General features: G+C 35.7%; 16 protein-coding genes. 14 read left to right on the top strand and 2 right to left on the bottom strand.

Annotation, left to right across the window (positions count from 1 at the left end; genetic code table 11):
- Positions 1-11: 11 nt before the first annotated feature.
- The 8 genes from G634_RS0102400 to G634_RS0102360 all read left to right on the top strand — a co-directional run bounded on the left by G634_RS0102400 (position 12) and on the right by G634_RS0102360 (position 10,773).
- Positions 12-413, top strand: a complete 402-nt coding sequence (locus G634_RS0102400) for a (deoxy)nucleoside triphosphate pyrophosphohydrolase (protein WP_026503959.1) — start codon at positions 12-14, stop codon at positions 411-413.
- An 11-nt stretch (positions 414-424) separates the two neighbouring features.
- Positions 425-1,558, top strand: a complete 1,134-nt coding sequence (locus G634_RS20075) for an HNH endonuclease domain-containing protein (protein WP_026503958.1) — start codon at positions 425-427, stop codon at positions 1,556-1,558.
- Entirely contained in the window at positions 1,539-1,856 is a 318-nt protein-coding gene (locus tag G634_RS0102390) for a nucleoside triphosphate pyrophosphohydrolase (protein ID WP_330364735.1), read from the top strand. The genes G634_RS20075 and G634_RS0102390 overlap by 20 nt, the downstream gene beginning before the upstream one ends.
- Positions 1,857-2,158: 302 nt before the next feature.
- The gene (locus tag G634_RS0102380) at positions 2,159-3,007 is read left to right on the top strand and encodes a hypothetical protein (protein WP_026503956.1); all 849 of its coding nucleotides are present in this window, start codon (positions 2,159-2,161) and stop codon (positions 3,005-3,007) included.
- A gap of 198 nt (positions 3,008-3,205) precedes the next feature.
- Entirely contained in the window at positions 3,206-4,762 is a 1,557-nt protein-coding gene (locus tag G634_RS0102375) for an SIR2 family protein (protein ID WP_026503955.1), read from the top strand.
- 315 nt (positions 4,763-5,077) lie between these two features.
- The gene (locus G634_RS17670) at positions 5,078-5,296 is read left to right on the top strand and encodes a hypothetical protein (RefSeq protein ID WP_026503954.1); all 219 of its coding nucleotides are present in this window, start codon (positions 5,078-5,080) and stop codon (positions 5,294-5,296) included.
- Positions 5,297-5,501: 205 nt separating this feature from the next.
- Complete coding sequence (locus G634_RS0102365; protein ID WP_026503953.1) at positions 5,502-8,006, top strand: DUF262 domain-containing protein; 2,505 nt, start codon at positions 5,502-5,504, stop codon at positions 8,004-8,006.
- Positions 8,007-8,010: 4 nt separating this feature from the next.
- Positions 8,011-10,773, top strand: a complete 2,763-nt coding sequence (locus G634_RS0102360; protein WP_026503952.1) for a DUF262 domain-containing protein — start codon at positions 8,011-8,013, stop codon at positions 10,771-10,773.
- A gap of 569 nt (positions 10,774-11,342) precedes the next feature.
- Here the strand turns inward: G634_RS0102360 and G634_RS0102350 are convergent.
- Both G634_RS0102350 and G634_RS0102345 read right to left on the bottom strand, forming a co-directional pair.
- Positions 11,343-11,546, bottom strand: coding sequence for a helix-turn-helix transcriptional regulator (locus tag G634_RS0102350; RefSeq protein ID WP_026503950.1), 204 nt, complete (start codon positions 11,544-11,546; stop codon positions 11,343-11,345).
- Between the two features lie 36 nt (positions 11,547-11,582).
- Positions 11,583-12,335, bottom strand: coding sequence for an XRE family transcriptional regulator (locus G634_RS0102345; protein ID WP_026503949.1), 753 nt, complete (start codon positions 12,333-12,335; stop codon positions 11,583-11,585).
- A 411-nt stretch (positions 12,336-12,746) separates the two neighbouring features.
- Here G634_RS0102345 and G634_RS0102340 point away from each other — a divergent pair, with 411 nt between their 5' ends.
- The 6 genes from G634_RS0102340 to G634_RS0102315 all read left to right on the top strand — a co-directional run bounded on the left by G634_RS0102340 (position 12,747) and on the right by G634_RS0102315 (position 16,166).
- Positions 12,747-12,953: a hypothetical protein gene (locus G634_RS0102340; RefSeq protein ID WP_026503948.1), complete on the top strand. Its 207-nt coding sequence runs from the start codon at positions 12,747-12,749 to the stop codon at positions 12,951-12,953.
- Positions 12,954-13,127: 174 nt separating this feature from the next.
- The gene (locus G634_RS20070) at positions 13,128-13,457 is read left to right on the top strand and encodes a helix-turn-helix domain-containing protein (protein WP_051233632.1); all 330 of its coding nucleotides are present in this window, start codon (positions 13,128-13,130) and stop codon (positions 13,455-13,457) included.
- A 312-nt stretch (positions 13,458-13,769) separates the two neighbouring features.
- The gene (locus G634_RS0102330) at positions 13,770-14,237 is read left to right on the top strand and encodes a sigma-70 family RNA polymerase sigma factor (RefSeq protein ID WP_026503947.1); all 468 of its coding nucleotides are present in this window, start codon (positions 13,770-13,772) and stop codon (positions 14,235-14,237) included.
- A gap of 102 nt (positions 14,238-14,339) precedes the next feature.
- Positions 14,340-14,720: a type II toxin-antitoxin system PemK/MazF family toxin gene (locus tag G634_RS0102325; protein WP_026503946.1), complete on the top strand. Its 381-nt coding sequence runs from the start codon at positions 14,340-14,342 to the stop codon at positions 14,718-14,720.
- The gene (locus G634_RS0102320) at positions 14,717-14,953 is read left to right on the top strand and encodes an excisionase (protein ID WP_330364734.1); all 237 of its coding nucleotides are present in this window, start codon (positions 14,717-14,719) and stop codon (positions 14,951-14,953) included. Before G634_RS0102325 ends, G634_RS0102320 begins: the two co-directional genes overlap by 4 nt.
- 82 nt (positions 14,954-15,035) lie before the next feature.
- Positions 15,036-16,166, top strand: a complete 1,131-nt coding sequence (locus G634_RS0102315; protein ID WP_026503944.1) for a tyrosine-type recombinase/integrase — start codon at positions 15,036-15,038, stop codon at positions 16,164-16,166.
- Positions 16,167-16,212 lie beyond the last annotated feature (46 nt).

The following is a 16,212-nucleotide window of genomic DNA, read 5'->3' as shown; positions in this document are numbered from 1 at the left end:
GGGTGTTTTGTATGAAGATAATAAGAGTTGTTGCTGCTGTAATTAAATCAATAAATGACGCTGGTGAACCTATCATCTTTGCAACACAAAGAGGTTATGGAGAATATAAAGATGGATGGGAATTCCCAGGAGGAAAAATTGAAGCTGGAGAGACACTACAAGAGGCTTTAAAACGTGAGATTTTAGAAGAACTTGAGACCGTGATTGCTGTCGAAGGATTAATCGATACGATTGAATATGATTATCCAACTTTTCATTTGTCTATGGATTGTTTTTGGTGTGAGGTTAAATCCGGAGAACTAAATCTACTTGAAGCTGAGGCAGCTAAGTGGCTTACAAAAGATGAACTTGATTCAGTTGAATGGCTTCCAGCAGATATCACATTGATTGATAAGATTCGAAGGGAAATGTAAGAGTGAAAAATATGCAGTTACCATATTCAGAAGAACTAAATATTGGTTATTTGAGTAGACTGTTTGATAATACCACAAACTGCTATAAGTTCTTTTGGTTTCAGGCCATTCTTCACAAGTTAGATGGACAAAAGAACCGCTTTACATTTGAGAAATTGATTAATGAAATGATAGCAGACGCTTGGTATATGGTGACCGAGTATCATCTTCGTCTTGGTCCGCTTGGAATAACAGATAATCTGGAAGAAGTTGTTAAATATATTCATACAGAGTATGGATTCCGTTCATCAGAGAAAAGAGAAAAGATTATAGCTTTTCTTCAAGATACAGATGATAAAGTTATTAAAAAGTATAAAATAGATTTGACGCTTAATGTGCCTTATCGTCTTCAAGTGCCATTTTATGATGAGATTTCTATCGAAAGAAATATGTGGAATGGTTCGAAAAAGAATCTTACAGATGAAATAAATCGTCAGCGAAGACTTATGTATTATTTTATTGCCATTAGTGGACTTGGCACGGTGATTGAAGTAGATGCATTATGGGCAGAATACTTATTTAAGCATAAGGACATTCTGAAAGGATGGACGCAGCTGAAGTTGATTCAATATCTGCAAAACAAAAACCCTAGTGTGCCTGGTATAGCGGATAAGATTGAGGCGCCGATTGCAAGAGATATTGAGCGTGTGAGAAAGTACTGGAACCTTATTGCACAGATAGATCCGTCAATAAGAGATATCTATGGCGATGTTGTGTTAAATGACGTAATTATATCAGTTGATCATTTTGTTCCTTGGCAGTATGTGGCACATGATGAATTGTGGAATCTTCACCCTACGACAAGGTCAATTAATAGCAGTAAAAGCAATTCGTTACCTTCGTGGAAAATGTATTTTGAACCGCTTGGAGAATTAGAATACAGAGCATATAGAATGAGGTTGGAGAATGAAGTGATTGCTCATGAATTTAACAAAATAGCACCATATCATTTAAATAATCAAGAGATTCGCAATCAGCTTTATGCAGATGGATTGGATAGAAATGCTTTTATAGCACGGTTGGAGCATGTATTGAAGCCGGTATATGAATCGGCACAGACGTTAGGATTTAAGGAGTGGGTTTACAATGGCGATAATAACATATAACAAACTTGTAAGAGATAAGATTCCGGAGATAATTGAAGCGGACGGAAAAAATTGTGAAACTGAGATTCTTTCAGATGAGGATTATCTAAAGGCGCTAGATGCCAAATTAGATGAAGAACTTGCTGAGTATCATAAGGACCAGAATGTTGAGGAACTAGCTGATTTGCTTGAAGTGATTTATGCCTGTGCTGTGGCGAGGGGGTATTCGAAGGAAGAACTTGAAATGACGCGAATAAGGAAGGCTGAAAAGCGCGGGGGGTTTAAGAAGAAGTTATTATTAAATACGGTTGTTGATTAGGATTATAAGATTGCATTAAATATTTCGGTTGATGATAAAGATAAAAAAATATATTTAACATATTTTCCAGAACAGATAGGAGCTGATGCGTATTTAGAACTTATAAAATCCCAGGAAAGTCGAAGAATATATAATACATTTTTGGTGACAGAGCGTGATTATTATAAAACGGATTTGGATGATTTGTTCTTTGTAATGGGAGAGGAACAGGGTGACTAAGCGTATATTTGTAGTCTTTGAAACAATTAGTGAATTGGGGAAAGAATTAAGGAAAAATGATTTACGTGTCTTTCTGGAGAATAATGATAATTAAAGAAACCTACTGTTGGCTTCTAGTACCATTTATAGATCAGTATGTAGATATGAAGACTATTCAGTGGGAACCTAGCAATATTGGCGGAAGCGATGAAAGCATTGTTGCCAAAGCAGCCAAGAAGATGGTTCAGAATGAACAGGTGATTACAAACTGGGCTCCAGCACTTCTGCAGATGTCACTTGATGAACTGCTTTGGAAAGACAGCAATGATATTCAGGTAAAGAAATTATGGGAGTATCTGAGCACTTATTGTTACCTGCCTCGACTTGCAAATTATAGTGTTTTGGAAGATGCAATTCTTCGAGGTGTAGCATCAGATGAGTATTTTGCACTGGCCGGAGCATATAGCCAGGAACGATACGTTGATTTGAAATATAACAAATCAGTATTTTCTCTTAATCAGTCAGATCTTCTTGTTAAGATAAATGTTGCTTTAAAGCAGATTGCAGCAGAAAAGAAAGATGAACCTAGGAATTCAGGGGATGATATGTCCAATTCAGGAGAAGGAGATTCTGCTACAGGTGGTGGAAGTACTGATACTCCTACAGGAAGTCAAAGTTCCACAGGAAGTCATACTGGTAGTGGTTCTTCTGAAACGCCGCAGAATACAAGATTCTTTATGAGTGCCAAACTGGATAATACCAGAGTAAATCGTGATATGAACAATTATGTCCAGGAAATCATTCAGCACTTGATGGCTGTTGAAGGAAGTGAAGTTGAATTGACACTGGAAGTGAATGTAAATGCACCGAAAGGTATCCCTTCTTCAACTGTAAGAACTGTATCTGAGAACTGTCGTACTCTGAAAATTACCAACTTTGGATTTGAGGATTAATAGGTATCACAAAGAGAATATATTATTTGATAGAAGCAAATCATAAGGATATCAGATTAAATTCATTCGATATAGTAATAGGTTATGTGCAGTAATTTCTAGGATGACTCATATATTTGTGGTGAGTCATCCTATGCAAGGCAATGTTATCCGACGTTTTCATAGGAAAAACTTAATATGCGTGGAGGAGACGTAAAAGTGACTTTAGAAGAGCTAGTAGAAAATTTTAATACAACTCCCTTTTTATTTGTGGGCTCAGGTATGTCAAGACGGTATCTGAACTTACCTGATTGGAAGGGGTTATTAAAACACTTTGTTGATGTGATCGGCAAGGATGAATTTGCATATAATGCATTTGAAAACAAGGCAAAAGCCCTGGAATGTAAGGCTGGGATCATGCCTAAGATTGCAGAACTGATTCAACATGAATACGATGAAAAATGGTTCGCAGATCCAAGCATAAGAACTGTTGAAGAAGCTGGTTTGCAGGAGATTCAAAATGGAGTATCTCCTTTTAAGGCAGAAATCGCAGAGTTCATTCGCAAAAACTGCTTAGTACAAGGTGCTTATAAGGATGAATTAGATGAGCTAAGATTCCTATCAGAAAAAAGCATTTCTGGTGTTATAACGACTAACTATGATAAGCTTCTAGAAAATGTATTTAGCGGATATTCAACATATATTGGACAAAGTGAACTTATTTTTTCTGCATTGCAGGGAGTAGCGGAAATATATAAGATTCATGGCGATATAGATAAACCTAATAGTATTGTTATAAATGAGGAAGATTATTCTGAATTTGATTCAAAAAGTGCGTACCTTGCCGCAAAACTGCTTACTATTTTTATGGAGTATCCTATAATTTTCATGGGATATTCTATAAGTGATGCCAATATTATTAAGATTATAAGATCGATAGTTCAGTGCTTGAATGATGAGCAGCTTAAAATGCTGGAAGACAGATTCATTTTTGTAGAATATAAAGAAAACTTTGTTGGGGCGGAAATTACACCTTATGTAATTATGGCAGGTGACAAACCACTTTCTATGAAAAGGGTTACTTTGTCAGATTTTATGCAATTATATAAAGCCTTGGAAAATAAAAGGGCAAAACTTCCGGTTAAGATTCTTAGAAGATTTAAGCAGGAAATATATGATTACACTCTCACCAGTGTTCCAACAGGTCATTTGCGTGTAGCGGCGCTTGATGATAAAAGGGTTGGCGATGAGGAACTCGTGCTGTCAATTGGTAAGATGTCAGACTTTGGCTTAAAAGGTCTTAGTGGCTTAAAGCCAAACGAATGGTATAGAAGTATAATACTTGATGATTTAGATGTTGCTGCCGACGATCTTTTGGAATACGCTTTTCCTTCAGTGATAAAACAAAACTCTGGTAGGCTTCCGCTCAATAAATACTTAAGTAAGGCAACAAGGGTATTTAAAAATTGCGAAGAGTTAGCTAAAAAACTAGATTTTGATCATATTATTTCGAACTCTATTAAGAAAAACAGACAATGTCTTGGAGAGTATACATCGGTTATTCAGATTTGGAATCAGGAAAAGTCATCTTTGGAAAGAGCAACGAGATTGATTTCACATCTCACTGAGGACCAAATAGATGTCAATGAGTTAGAAAAAGTTCTTCTAGAGATTTTTACTAATGATGTAAATGTCTTGGAAACAGCATCAAGTGGAACAAGAACCAATATAAGAAGGCTTATCATGTTTTATGATTATTTGAAATGGGGAAAATAAAAAGAACTTCACGACTAAAGCATTTGTAAACAAACACCGTTCGTGAAGCCCTTATAATTTCAAGATCACCGCTTTTGAATTAAGCATTTATAAATAAACACCGAATTCAAAAACGCTTAAACTTCTAGTTCTTGCTAATTATACAATCATATAAGTCAGTTGTAAATGATTTTTTTATTAACATATTTTGAAATAAATATAAGACGAGTATGAAAAAATGTTTTGGGAGATGTACTGTATATGATTAAATGATTCAAAGAATTAAATGGCTTTTGCATAGAGAAAATATACGGTCAGGACCGACTCGCTTATGCCATGTCAGATTCAAGTGATTTATATGACCTGATAGAGTATGCAGATTGTGGTGGATACCCGGGTTCCATCATAAAATTTTATGATCTCAAGAGCGGAGCGGTCTATACGCCCTTTGATAAGAAAAGGGATATTATGTACGGAAGACCGGTATTTTCAGAAGGATTTTATTATTTCCTTCAGGCAGATTATGCCCTGTTGAGATTATCTGCTTGTAAATGATACTAAAAAGAATGCTTACTATATCAAACTAAAAGTCAGGATATTAGAAAAGATGTAAATCAAGTAATCGCTGCAGGGCAGATTTGTAAACTTGAGTTAGCTGGATATAATTCGTTTTACAGGATAATACTAGGAAAAGTACAGGCTGAATAACTATCGAATAGATATTGGAGTTTTTTAAAGAAATGGTAGGAGAGGTATTCTTATGGATGAAAATTATAAATTACTAAAGGATGTAGTTGGTTTTTCATATGTTATCGGAAGTTATCAGCGTGGTTATCGTTGGGATGAAGTAAATGTACGAGAATTACTTGAAGATATTTTTGAAGATAGACTGGTTGAAGATCATAGATTCTTAAAGAATGATTATATGGATGAAAATGAAGTAATTACAGAACTCAATTCTTGTGTTCGTGATACTGAATATTGTCTCCAGCCATTGGTATTAAAAAAGACTGAAAATGGATATAGCGTAATTGACGGTCAGCAGAGATTAACAACGTTGTATATTATTATGAAAGCACTATGTTCTCTTTCAGATAAAAAATTCCCATTGAAATTCTCAATTGAATATGAGTCGAGAAAAAAATCGAGGGAATTTTTACAAACATTGTCTGATGATTCAGAGAGTACAAATATAGATGCTGCATATATTCTACAGGCTTATTATTTTGTGAAAAAATGGCTCTTGAAAAGGAACAATGCATTTATAGAGCTACTTGATGAAAATTATGTAGAATACGATGAGAATAGATTAGTAAGTGCATTTGCTACATATCTTTATAAAATATTGCTTGAAAAGACCAAGTTCATTTGGGACGAAATTGATGAGTCCTCTGCGGATATGAATAAAAAGGAGCAGAAGATTTTTGCAGATAGAAATACAGGAAGACTGGAACTTACAGATTCGGAGCTTATAAAATCACTCTTTATGAATCCGGAGTATTATGGAAAAGGAGAGATTAACCTTAAGGATCGACAGACGCTTATTTCAGAAATATGGGATATTTACGAGAATGAATTACACAATGATGAACTTTGGAAATTCCTGCCAATAGGTTCATCTGTAAAAACAGAATATGAGCAGTTGACAAGGATTGATGCTATTTTTCTTTTGTTAATAAAGAAGAACAATATTGAACGAAATCAATATGAAGAGAATTCTTTATTTAAGGCTGTTAAACAGTGGATTGATAGTGAACTTAGAGATGCTAAATATTCGGATGAAAATGTTGATGAAGTATCTGCTTCAGTAATGATAGCAGCTTGGAGGGAAGTGTGTGATCTTTTTGACGGAATAAAAGAACTCTATGACAATAATGAAATTTATAATTTACTTTCTTTGTACAAAATGATCGAGCTAGATGATGGAAAGGTCTTGGACAAGTATTTGGAGGTGCTGGCATCTTCTAAAAATACAAGAACTGAGATTATTAAGAATGCTGTTTGTGAATTACTGTTTGCTGATGGTATTGCTGATACAGTAAAGAAGGTAAGGTATCCGAATGATACTATTAGAAATATTCTTGTTGCTCATAATGTTGCAATTACTAATTCTTCAAATCCGATTAATAGATTTGGATTCAGCTTTTTTGATAAAATCACTGGTAAATGGGATATAGAGCATATCTATTCTACGAATGAGGGTTACATTGAAAAAGCACCCTTAGAAGAAAAAGTTAGACTATTGGAGATTTTCAGCAATCCTAACAATAATATATATAAGGGGTATATTGAAGCTTTGTATGAGATAGATATCGATGAGATGCAAGGAGAGACTGAAGAAAAGGAATATACGGATCAGTGCTTTAAGAATGCTAAGAATCGTTATGATATGTATTTTGATATTTGGAGATATTTCAAGATTAAGGAATTTACAAGAGATTTATTGTTTAAATATAACGTGAGTGTGAGAATAGCTGAAATCCTTGCAAGCGAACATTTTGATACGGAAGCAAATGAATTCTTTCATGATGAAAAATATTATGATCAAGAAGTTTGCATGCTTTTTAGAAGCGACTATTTATTCTGGGATAACAAGATTGATACTGAATATCAACGTTTGAAAAAAACATCTCCTTTGCCAAGTTTAATCTCATGGCATGGCATTGACATTAAAGTTGCGGACCCATCTGGATTTTGGGCAGAAGACGCAGAAGAAAAAAATGTTAAATCAAATTTTATCAGAAATTATTACAGAGACTTATTGAATATAGTATATGATAATTCTGGTATACCTGCCCAGGATATATCTTTTGGTAATCATGGAACGAAGAGAGCACAAATCGTAGATGATACTTCACGAGAGAAAATAAGATCTTTCTTAGTAGGAACAAAGTACCGTATTGAAGATCAGATTCGTGCTTTTTTTAAGAAAGATGAAAGTATTAATCCATCGGATTATAGTCTGGGTGTTCAGACAGACTATGTGACTCTTGCTGCGTTTATGAATGATAATTCGATGGGAAACATGATGTTACTTCCGGTTTCTATTAACAGAGCAGGTAAATATAGAGATGTAAATTTTAGTGGAAAGAGAAAGTATGTTGTTGATAAGGGAACTGTATTTTTACCGATTGCCACTTCAAATGTTTTAATGGGTAAATATATTGATTTAGAAACTTCTACTGAACAGTGGCTTATGAATGAACGAAAAGAATACATTATGGATATGATTAGTTCAATGAGTAAGTATTACGGAAGGGAATAGGACTATGAGAAGAGAAGATAATTTTCAAGAATTAGTTAAAAATAAAAAAATCATTATTCCTATTATTCAACGTGATTATGCTCAGGGAAGAAATGATCCTAAAGCTATTAGCGTGAGAACACGATTAATCGATGAATGGATTGATATTTTGCAGAATCCTAATCTTAGAATGGATTTTAATTATATTTATGGTAATGAAACAGACAAGATTTTCTATCCTGTTGATGGGCAGCAAAGATTAACATCTTTATATTTATTACATTGGTATTTGGCTATGGCAACAGATAATACCGGTGAGATAGATGAGTGGAAATTTGATTATAAGACAAGAAATTCCGCATCAGAGTTTTTTGCATTTTTACATAACGTAGAGAAGTCGGATGAGTTATTTGAAATCCTGCATTCAGATAAATCAGAAGCAGATAAGCAAGCAGATATAAGAAATGAAAGCTGGTTTAAGAATAAGTGGGAAAACGATCCTACAGTAGTATCATGTGTGAATTTTTTATGCATGTTATCCGGAAAACTCTCAGATTATGAAGAAAAGTTTGGGACGTTTTGGGCAAGTTTAAATAATACGTCTTGTCCTGCAGTTTATTTTACGTGCTTAAGTGATTGTGATGATAAGTATGCGGAGATAGATGCTGCAAAAAAGTACACACGAATGAATGCACGTGGTAAGCGTTTAACAAATTTTGAGAATCTCAAGGCTATGATAGATGAGATTGAGACGAAGCATATTAAGGATTTAGCATACTGTGCAGATGATGAGCAGGAAGCATTAGCAGATACAATTTCTTGGTCATATGATAGAGCTTATATTGATTGTCTTTATAACAGTATGCAAGAAAACTCACTACTAGAGAAGACTAATGCAATTAATGAAGAGAGCGAGAAATGGTTTAGACTAGTTTATTATGTATATTCATTAGTGAATGAGCGCAATATTCCTTCTGACCTGAGTGTTTCTACTATCAATTCTAATGAGTCGTATGAGGATGTTATTTATAAGATAAGCCAGGAACGAGTTAGCGATGATAAAATTTCAAAGTATCTTTATATGTTAAAATCAGTATTTGAAGTTCTTTGTAACAGTGGGACGGAATTATCCTTTAAGTATAAAGACTTTAATATTAGAGAAGAATATACTAGGATACATGCAATTGCATTTGTGCTGTTTGTTTCAAGATTATGGAATAGGAATAACAACAAAGATGATAATTCGCTTATTGCTACTAAGTGGGAACAATTTAGAAGTGCTTTGGGCGATTTGGGGTTTGATAGTTGGAAGACAGCCGGTGAAAAGGCGCTTGCAGATATTATCACGAGGATGATAGAAGGAATAGCTAACACCAGCAATACATCTGTAGATGAATATTTTGTGAAAACCGACTTTGAAATTGATTCTCCATTTGTATCATTTGAAATAATGGATGATCTGAAGTGTAGAGTTATAGAACGAAAAATAAAGTCAAAGATTATCTTAGATGGAGCTGCATCAGAAGTAGATATTGATGAAGTTCCAATAGGCAGATGGAGATGGGGTTACTTATATTATATATGTGGGTTCTTGGGAAAATGGGACTTGGGAGACTGGAGTGGAAGAGCAAAATGGGATGGTGCCAAACTTAAAGCGTATATAAGCCTCATAAAAGAAACTGATTCGTTCAAAGAACTTATGCGTACTAGAGAGGCAAAAGCGGTATTTGCGTATGCTTCACAATTTGATTCAGTAAAGAAAAGTCTTTTAGATGCTATTAATATTAACGCATGTAATAATGAGCATGTCTGGAATCATTCATTCCTTGAATGGGATGATGATGAGTATGGCAATGTTGCAGAAGAAAAAATCAAACAGTTAAATCATATGAAGATAATGTTTGATCTTCTCCTTGATTTTAAGACAAATAATAATGTAACTGATGAAAAAATAATCGAGAAATTCTTAGATAATATTAACAAATTTTTTGATACCACCAAGGGATATGAAAAATGTTGGCTTAGGTTTGCTACCAAATATGCTGTTGGCGGAAAGGAACTTCTGGATTATGAACTGGAAAATGATAAAGGCATTGTTACATTGAAATCTGTACCTGTTATCATAAAAACTTATTTGGTCGAAAACGGACACACCTATATCGATAGAATACCGAAATTAAAAGATTTCAATAAAAAGAGTAACTATTTTACTGGTGATGAAAATAGAATATTATTTTCTTCTACTGATAGTACATATACATTTGCACCTGACGCGGAAAATTCCGGTAAGTATCAGCATTCAAAAAAAACTTCATGGGGATGGGATTTGTCAGGAAATACTGTCAATCGTAACATGGATTTGAGTTATAGGGTTTATTTTAATCTGTCAGGAATTGGTAGAAAAATTAAGAATAATTTCTGGACAATTGATATCGATGATGGGAAATACAGTATTAGAGTGTATGAGTTTGGCGGAATTAAAAATTGTAAGTTTGCGGTAAATGTGAGTGAAGCACAAATTGATACTAATTCAATTGCTCTTTCAGAAAAGAATGTTTTACAGTGGAAGAGCAAGTTTGAAAGCTTAGAAAAAGAACCAAAGAAAATAGGTAATTATGACCATTGGATTGAATTGTGGAATAATGAGTATCAGACTGCCTTTGGATCTTCATTTGTTCCAGGAAATGTTACGTATGATAAATACGGTGGTCAGAGACCGAGAAAAATTTGGAGTGAGGTTATTGTGGTTCCTGCACTAAGCTGGAAAGATTATACTGTTGAAATATAATGTATGTTGCTTATGGTGTCATGCTATTGATTTTTGATAGCTGTGATGCAATTGACGGGACATAGAATCAGTCGGGAAAGATGTACCGTGTTACTTTATAAAAAATTAAGCATATAATAGGTTCTTAAAGTAACACGGTTCCTAAATTTAAGTTTTTTTGACATATAACTTTTGAGAGATTAGAAGAAAATTTCGTAGAATCGGAATAAAAATGTAATGGGTTTGATCCTTCAATCAAACCCCAGCTTCCATTGAGACCTATCGACGAAGTAATATAGCCGCACGAATTTCTTATATCCCAGCACATCTATCTTGCATTCATATATATTTGTGCCGCGTGAGACGTAGAGACAGTCTTTGGTTGTGTAGGCTCCGTCTACTTCATTTAGTTTATATCCTTTTATGTTGAATCGCTGATAGGCTCCGTCTTCATCGAGAATCTGAAATCTCAGAGGAATGATGGAACCATCGGATTTGTGTTCGCATATTACATCAACTTTATTTATAACCATAACAACACCTAAGCTTTTGGAAAAATGATCTTGCATTAACTATGACACTGCCGGAATTTAATCGGCAGCAACGTCATATAGAATTTCCATTGAAACTTCTAAATATTTACTGAGTCTGATCGCAACATCAAGCCTTGGATCCTGCTTTCCGGTTTCGTACCGGGATAGGGAGTCCTTGCTGATAGAAAGTGCATCAGCTACTTCTTTTTGGGTGAGCCCTTTACCTGTACGTATTTCTCGAAGATGATTTATGACTGACATATCTATAACCTCCCCGATTGAAATAAAATAAAAATGTTAGCTGAGTACGCGTCCAAAAGTCCGGAAGAAATCACCTTCTTTGACTGTTATGGGAGCGTATTCTTTATTTATGGATATGAGCTGAGCCTGTTGGTTTTCATAATGAAGCTGCTTACAGTAGCAGTCTCCATTCAGCTCAAAAATACCTATTTGCCCTTCTTCAAGTGTTTCCTGCTGATGAACCCATACGATTTGACCGTTTATATATATTGGCTGCATACTGTCGCCGGTGATACGGACACCGAAATCGGCATCTGCCGGAACATTGTGGTCTTTGCGGCTTAATTCATCATAAGAATCACTTTCTAGGAAATTTCCAAGACCGGCGGATACACGATTATCATAAACACGGATAAAAGAAACCGTAGATGTCGGGAATTCTACTACGTGTAAGTGCTCATCATCTTCTAAACTTTCTTCAACAGTTTTTTCCTTCAGGTATTCGCCATTATTATATCCTTCTAGAAGCGCTATATATTCCATAGCCTTTTTTCGTCCAGCTTCATTCAGGTTATTGAATGGATTACTGGTATTTTCTCCAAAGTACGCTTCCATCACATCGGAGATATTCAGGATCTTGCATATATTCAAAAATACTGTGACTGTTGGCTCGCAGACGTTTTTCTCCCAACTGGATACGGAACGGTATCCTATCTTTACTCCGTTTTTCTCTAATTCCTGAGCAAGTTTAAGCTGTGTAAGACCCGACTTCTTACGAAAATGGCTCAGGAGCTCTCCAACATCTTTCATGGCATACCTCTTTCTAAAAAATGAGAATTATTTTCCTATATAGTACCACTTTTTTAAATCATCGGCAAATAATTTGGTATAAGTAGACTAAAGTGACTATTGATTTGCCAAATATTTGGTATTAAAATAAGTACATCAGTTCGATATAGTGGATGTGACAACTGAAGAAAGATATTAGTAGGGAGGCAACATACAGGCAGCACAACCTCAGTGCATTCGGAACTTGTCTGTATAGATCAGGGAATATGGAGGGAAGAGGCTAATGATGAATGATGTTTACATGCGTAGGGGGCAATGAAACATCTACCCTCTGCGCATTCTGTACCAAATCAACAACTTGCAAAGGTGACTTTCCCTTTCCTTTTCAAGCTTCGGATTACAACCATACTGAATCGGAGGTGAGGAGTCAGAATGCAGGAGATAGAATTTTATTGTAAGAAGTGCAAAAAGTCTATGAAGATGGCTTATGCAGTTACCGGAGACATGGATACTCCGGCAATGAATGGAATCATCATAAGATGTCATACCCACAAATGCACCAGGGCTGTGACTCTTAAGAATTTTACTGAAAGAGATATTCTTAAGAGAGCAGATTTACATGGTAAATGTTACTTGTAAGAAAGACCTGTAACTGGCACAGTATATGTGCTGCACAAAAATGAATTAGGGCTTCATGATATGGGGGCTTGACCCACCGCGGACGCATGAAAAGATAATCGGCATTAAGCTGACTCTTTTCATGCGTCTTTTATTTTGTCCTTTTTTCCGGTTATCACCCGGAAAGAGGAAGAGATGAAAAACGTTAAGGAAGAGACATTGGGGCAGCGTATCAGAGCAGCAAGGATCAGAAAAGGTATTACACAAGAACAGCTTGCGGAAGCAATGCTTACCAAGAAAAGCATGATTTCCTATTACGAAAATGATCACGGAGATATGAAACAGAGCATGATCGCGGAACTTGCGAAGACTCTTGGAACTACTGTGGAATATCTGGTTTGTGGTACGCAGAAGACGCCTAATCTTGATGCTGACTCCGCAGAATTATTGAAATTGTTTGCTTCTCTCGATGAAAGCACGAGGCAGATCATGCTTCTCCAGATGAGAGCAGTTGCAAAAAGATAAGTTCGATTTTTTCGAACTAAAAGTTTGATTTTTGGGGGAACGTATTATTTCTCCATTTTTCTTAGAATTACATATGTAAACAAGATTTACACCGCAATCTACAGAGTCGATTCCCAAGCGCTTTAAGGAATTCTTCATCCCTCTGCAGGTAACGGCAACTAAATAGCAAGCGACACGAATGAAGACGGGTCACTGCAATCTGAAGTGGAGAGCACCAGCTCTCGCACCTGATAGTCAGTGTGTCCGTCTTTCTTTGTTTTTATGGGGTTCTCCGCTTCGTAACCATCAATTTTTACGAAATGGAGGTCCTGTATGTGCTTCAATCATGGTTTAGAGAAAAAGAGATTTGAGAAGGAGTGGGGAAAATTACGTGCTGAATATGCAGCTGCAGGAATGAGCGAAGATGCAATCCAGAAAATGTATGAATATGACTGCAAAGTCTTCAACAGAGACAGATCCTTCTATGAACATTCTCAACCGTTAGATGTTGGCGGGAATGATGATGAAAGCGAAAGTCCTTTAATAGCTATTTCCGCTAATATGTTCACTCCGGCAGCAGAATCAGATCCTGATCGTCGGGGGAGCTGGATAGATGAGATTGAAAATGAGGTTTTGTATGGAGTTCTCGTTAAGCTTCCAAAAGATGAAATCGAACTTCTTACCCTCTATGTGATGGAAGGCTTTAATCAAGCTGAAATTGCAGTGATTATGAATATTTCACAGCAGGCAGTAGCGAAGAGATTCCGAAAGATAAAGACAAAATTTAGTGCAGCTAAGTGAAATTCTGCATCGTTTAACAAAAGGTTGTAAAAATGTTTTTCTTACCGGCTACCAAGTGAAAGGGGCATCTCTTTGAAAAAATTGTATAAGGAGTATTCGCATATGAATAATTACAAAGATGTAAGACGTGGCGATGTTTGTATCGCAGATCTTGGGATGGATGGTATCGGATGTGAACAGCAGGGAAAAAGACCGGTGCTTATTCTTCAGAATGATGTCGGAAATTTCTTTTCTCCGACAGTAACCATTGTTCCTATAACCTCTTCTTTGAAAAAGAAAGATCTTCCAACCCATTATGTACTTCAACATGCGGATTTTATGAACAGGACATCAATGCTTCTTGCAGAATCTGTCAGAACTATTGATAAACGCAGGCTGGGAAGAGTAATTGGTCATCTTGATGATATGGACATGAACGGAGCTGAGAAAGCAATTGAAAAACAGTTGGGATTCACTATTCCTGACGCAGTGGAGGCACCATGATGAATAATGAATCTTATGAAAGAAATGCTGAGATGGAAAAAGAAGTTCCTATCTGGGAAAAGTATTTACTAACCATTGAAGAAGCTGCTTTGTATACCAATGTAGGACAGAATCGTTTGGCTGCGATGCTTAGAAAACCTTCCTGCAGCTTTGTGCTTTATTGTGGGAGGAAAAAGCTGGTTAAGCGCAAAGAATTAGAGAAATTCTTAGATGAAAACATCAAATTAGATTAAAGAAATATAAGACAAAGAAGCCTATGTATGGTATTATATAAGATACTGTATTTAGGCTTCTTTTAATTTAAAGGAGCTTATTATGGGAAAAGACTTAAAAGGAAAAGAACTGGGTGTAGGCATCACCCAGCAGAAAGATGGTCTTTATAATGCTGGCTTTGTTGATAAGCTGGGAGTAAGGCGGGTAAAGCGCTTTAAAAAGCTGCAAGAATGCAGAAAGTGGCTTGATCAGGCAAGGTATATAAATGAGCATAGCAGTATAACAGAAGCGAATTCTATGATGGTAGATGCCTTTTTTGAATACTGGATCTCTATAAAAGAAAAAACAGAAAGACCCAATACTGTTCGAAATTATAGAGAACGTTATCGTCATAATATTAGCAAAGTTATAGGGAAGATGCTATTGGTTGAAGTTGGACATATTCATTGTCAAAATATATTTACTATTATGGCAGATGAAGGTTATAAGACATCAACCATGTATCAGACAAGAATTGCTCTATATAACATGCTGGAGTTTGCAAAGGAAAATGATATCATTACGTCTAATCCTTGCAAAAGATCGGTACGAAGCGATATTGGAAAGCCTTCGGAGGAGAAAAGGGCTTTGAAAATTAATGAGCAGAAGAAATTTTTAGAGTATGCTCGTGATCAAAGCTATGAAAATCAATATAAGTTTATTTTACAGACTGGGTTGAGAACAGGGGAACTTGTTGGATTAAAATGGTCTGATATTGATTTTGAAGAGAGGATTCTCAAAGTTAGCCGTTCCATGGAGTATAGACACTCAACAAAAGAATGGCGGGTTGGACCACCCAAAAGCAAGTCTGGATATAGAGTTATTCCGCTTACGGATGAAGCCATAAGGATTTTGAAAGACCAAAAACTTAAGAACAGTACGATCAAAGTGATTCCTATGGAATGGAGAGAATTTGTTTTTCTCTGTCGAAAAGGTACTCCTATTAAGAACAGTACTTACGATACAGGATTGTATAAAATATGTGGCAAGGCATCAATTAGGCCGTTTTCTATGCACATTTTGAGGCATACGTTTGCTACTCGTTGCATTGAAGCAGGAATGAAGCCTAAGACACTTCAAAAGATTCTGGGTCATTCAAACATTGGGATAACAATGAATTTGTACGTTACAACTACAGAGGATGAAAAGCAAAAAGAAATCGAGCTGGTTGCAGAAGCATTGATGGTTATGTAAATTTATAAAAGTCCTTATAATTATCAAAAAAATGTAACACTAATTG

The organism is Butyrivibrio sp. NC3005 (assembly GCF_000424545.1).
Taxonomy (GTDB): domain Bacteria; phylum Bacillota; class Clostridia; order Lachnospirales; family Lachnospiraceae; genus Butyrivibrio.
Note: the sequence above shows the minus strand (reverse complement) of the source record. Positions and strands in the feature narration are given on the sequence as shown.

Bases quoted from the DNA above. Each gene is read 5' to 3' on its own strand.
- G634_RS0102345 (WP_026503949.1), bottom strand. From the start codon at position 12,335: ATGAAAGATGTTGGAGAGCTCCTGAGCCATTTTCGTAAGAAGTCGGGT.
- G634_RS17670 (WP_026503954.1), top strand. From the start codon at position 5,078: ATGTCAGATTCAAGTGATTTATATGACCTGATAGAGTATGCAGATTGT.
- G634_RS0102360 (WP_026503952.1), top strand. From the start codon at position 8,011: ATGAGAAGAGAAGATAATTTTCAAGAATTAGTTAAAAATAAAAAAATC.
- G634_RS0102400 (WP_026503959.1), top strand. From the start codon at position 12: ATGAAGATAATAAGAGTTGTTGCTGCTGTAATTAAATCAATAAATGAC.
- G634_RS0102380 (WP_026503956.1), top strand. From the start codon at position 2,159: ATGATAATTAAAGAAACCTACTGTTGGCTTCTAGTACCATTTATAGAT.
- G634_RS0102340 (WP_026503948.1), top strand. From the start codon at position 12,747: ATGCAGGAGATAGAATTTTATTGTAAGAAGTGCAAAAAGTCTATGAAG.
- G634_RS20070 (WP_051233632.1), top strand. From the start codon at position 13,128: ATGAAAAACGTTAAGGAAGAGACATTGGGGCAGCGTATCAGAGCAGCA.
- G634_RS0102350 (WP_026503950.1), bottom strand. From the start codon at position 11,546: ATGTCAGTCATAAATCATCTTCGAGAAATACGTACAGGTAAAGGGCTC.
- G634_RS0102365 (WP_026503953.1), top strand. From the start codon at position 5,502: ATGGATGAAAATTATAAATTACTAAAGGATGTAGTTGGTTTTTCATAT.
- G634_RS0102390 (WP_330364735.1), top strand. From the start codon at position 1,539: ATGGCGATAATAACATATAACAAACTTGTAAGAGATAAGATTCCGGAG.
- G634_RS20075 (WP_026503958.1), top strand. From the start codon at position 425: ATGCAGTTACCATATTCAGAAGAACTAAATATTGGTTATTTGAGTAGA.
- G634_RS0102315 (WP_026503944.1), top strand. From the start codon at position 15,036: ATGGGAAAAGACTTAAAAGGAAAAGAACTGGGTGTAGGCATCACCCAG.
- G634_RS0102320 (WP_330364734.1), top strand. From the start codon at position 14,717: ATGATGAATAATGAATCTTATGAAAGAAATGCTGAGATGGAAAAAGAA.
- G634_RS0102325 (WP_026503946.1), top strand. From the start codon at position 14,340: ATGAATAATTACAAAGATGTAAGACGTGGCGATGTTTGTATCGCAGAT.
- G634_RS0102330 (WP_026503947.1), top strand. From the start codon at position 13,770: ATGTGCTTCAATCATGGTTTAGAGAAAAAGAGATTTGAGAAGGAGTGG.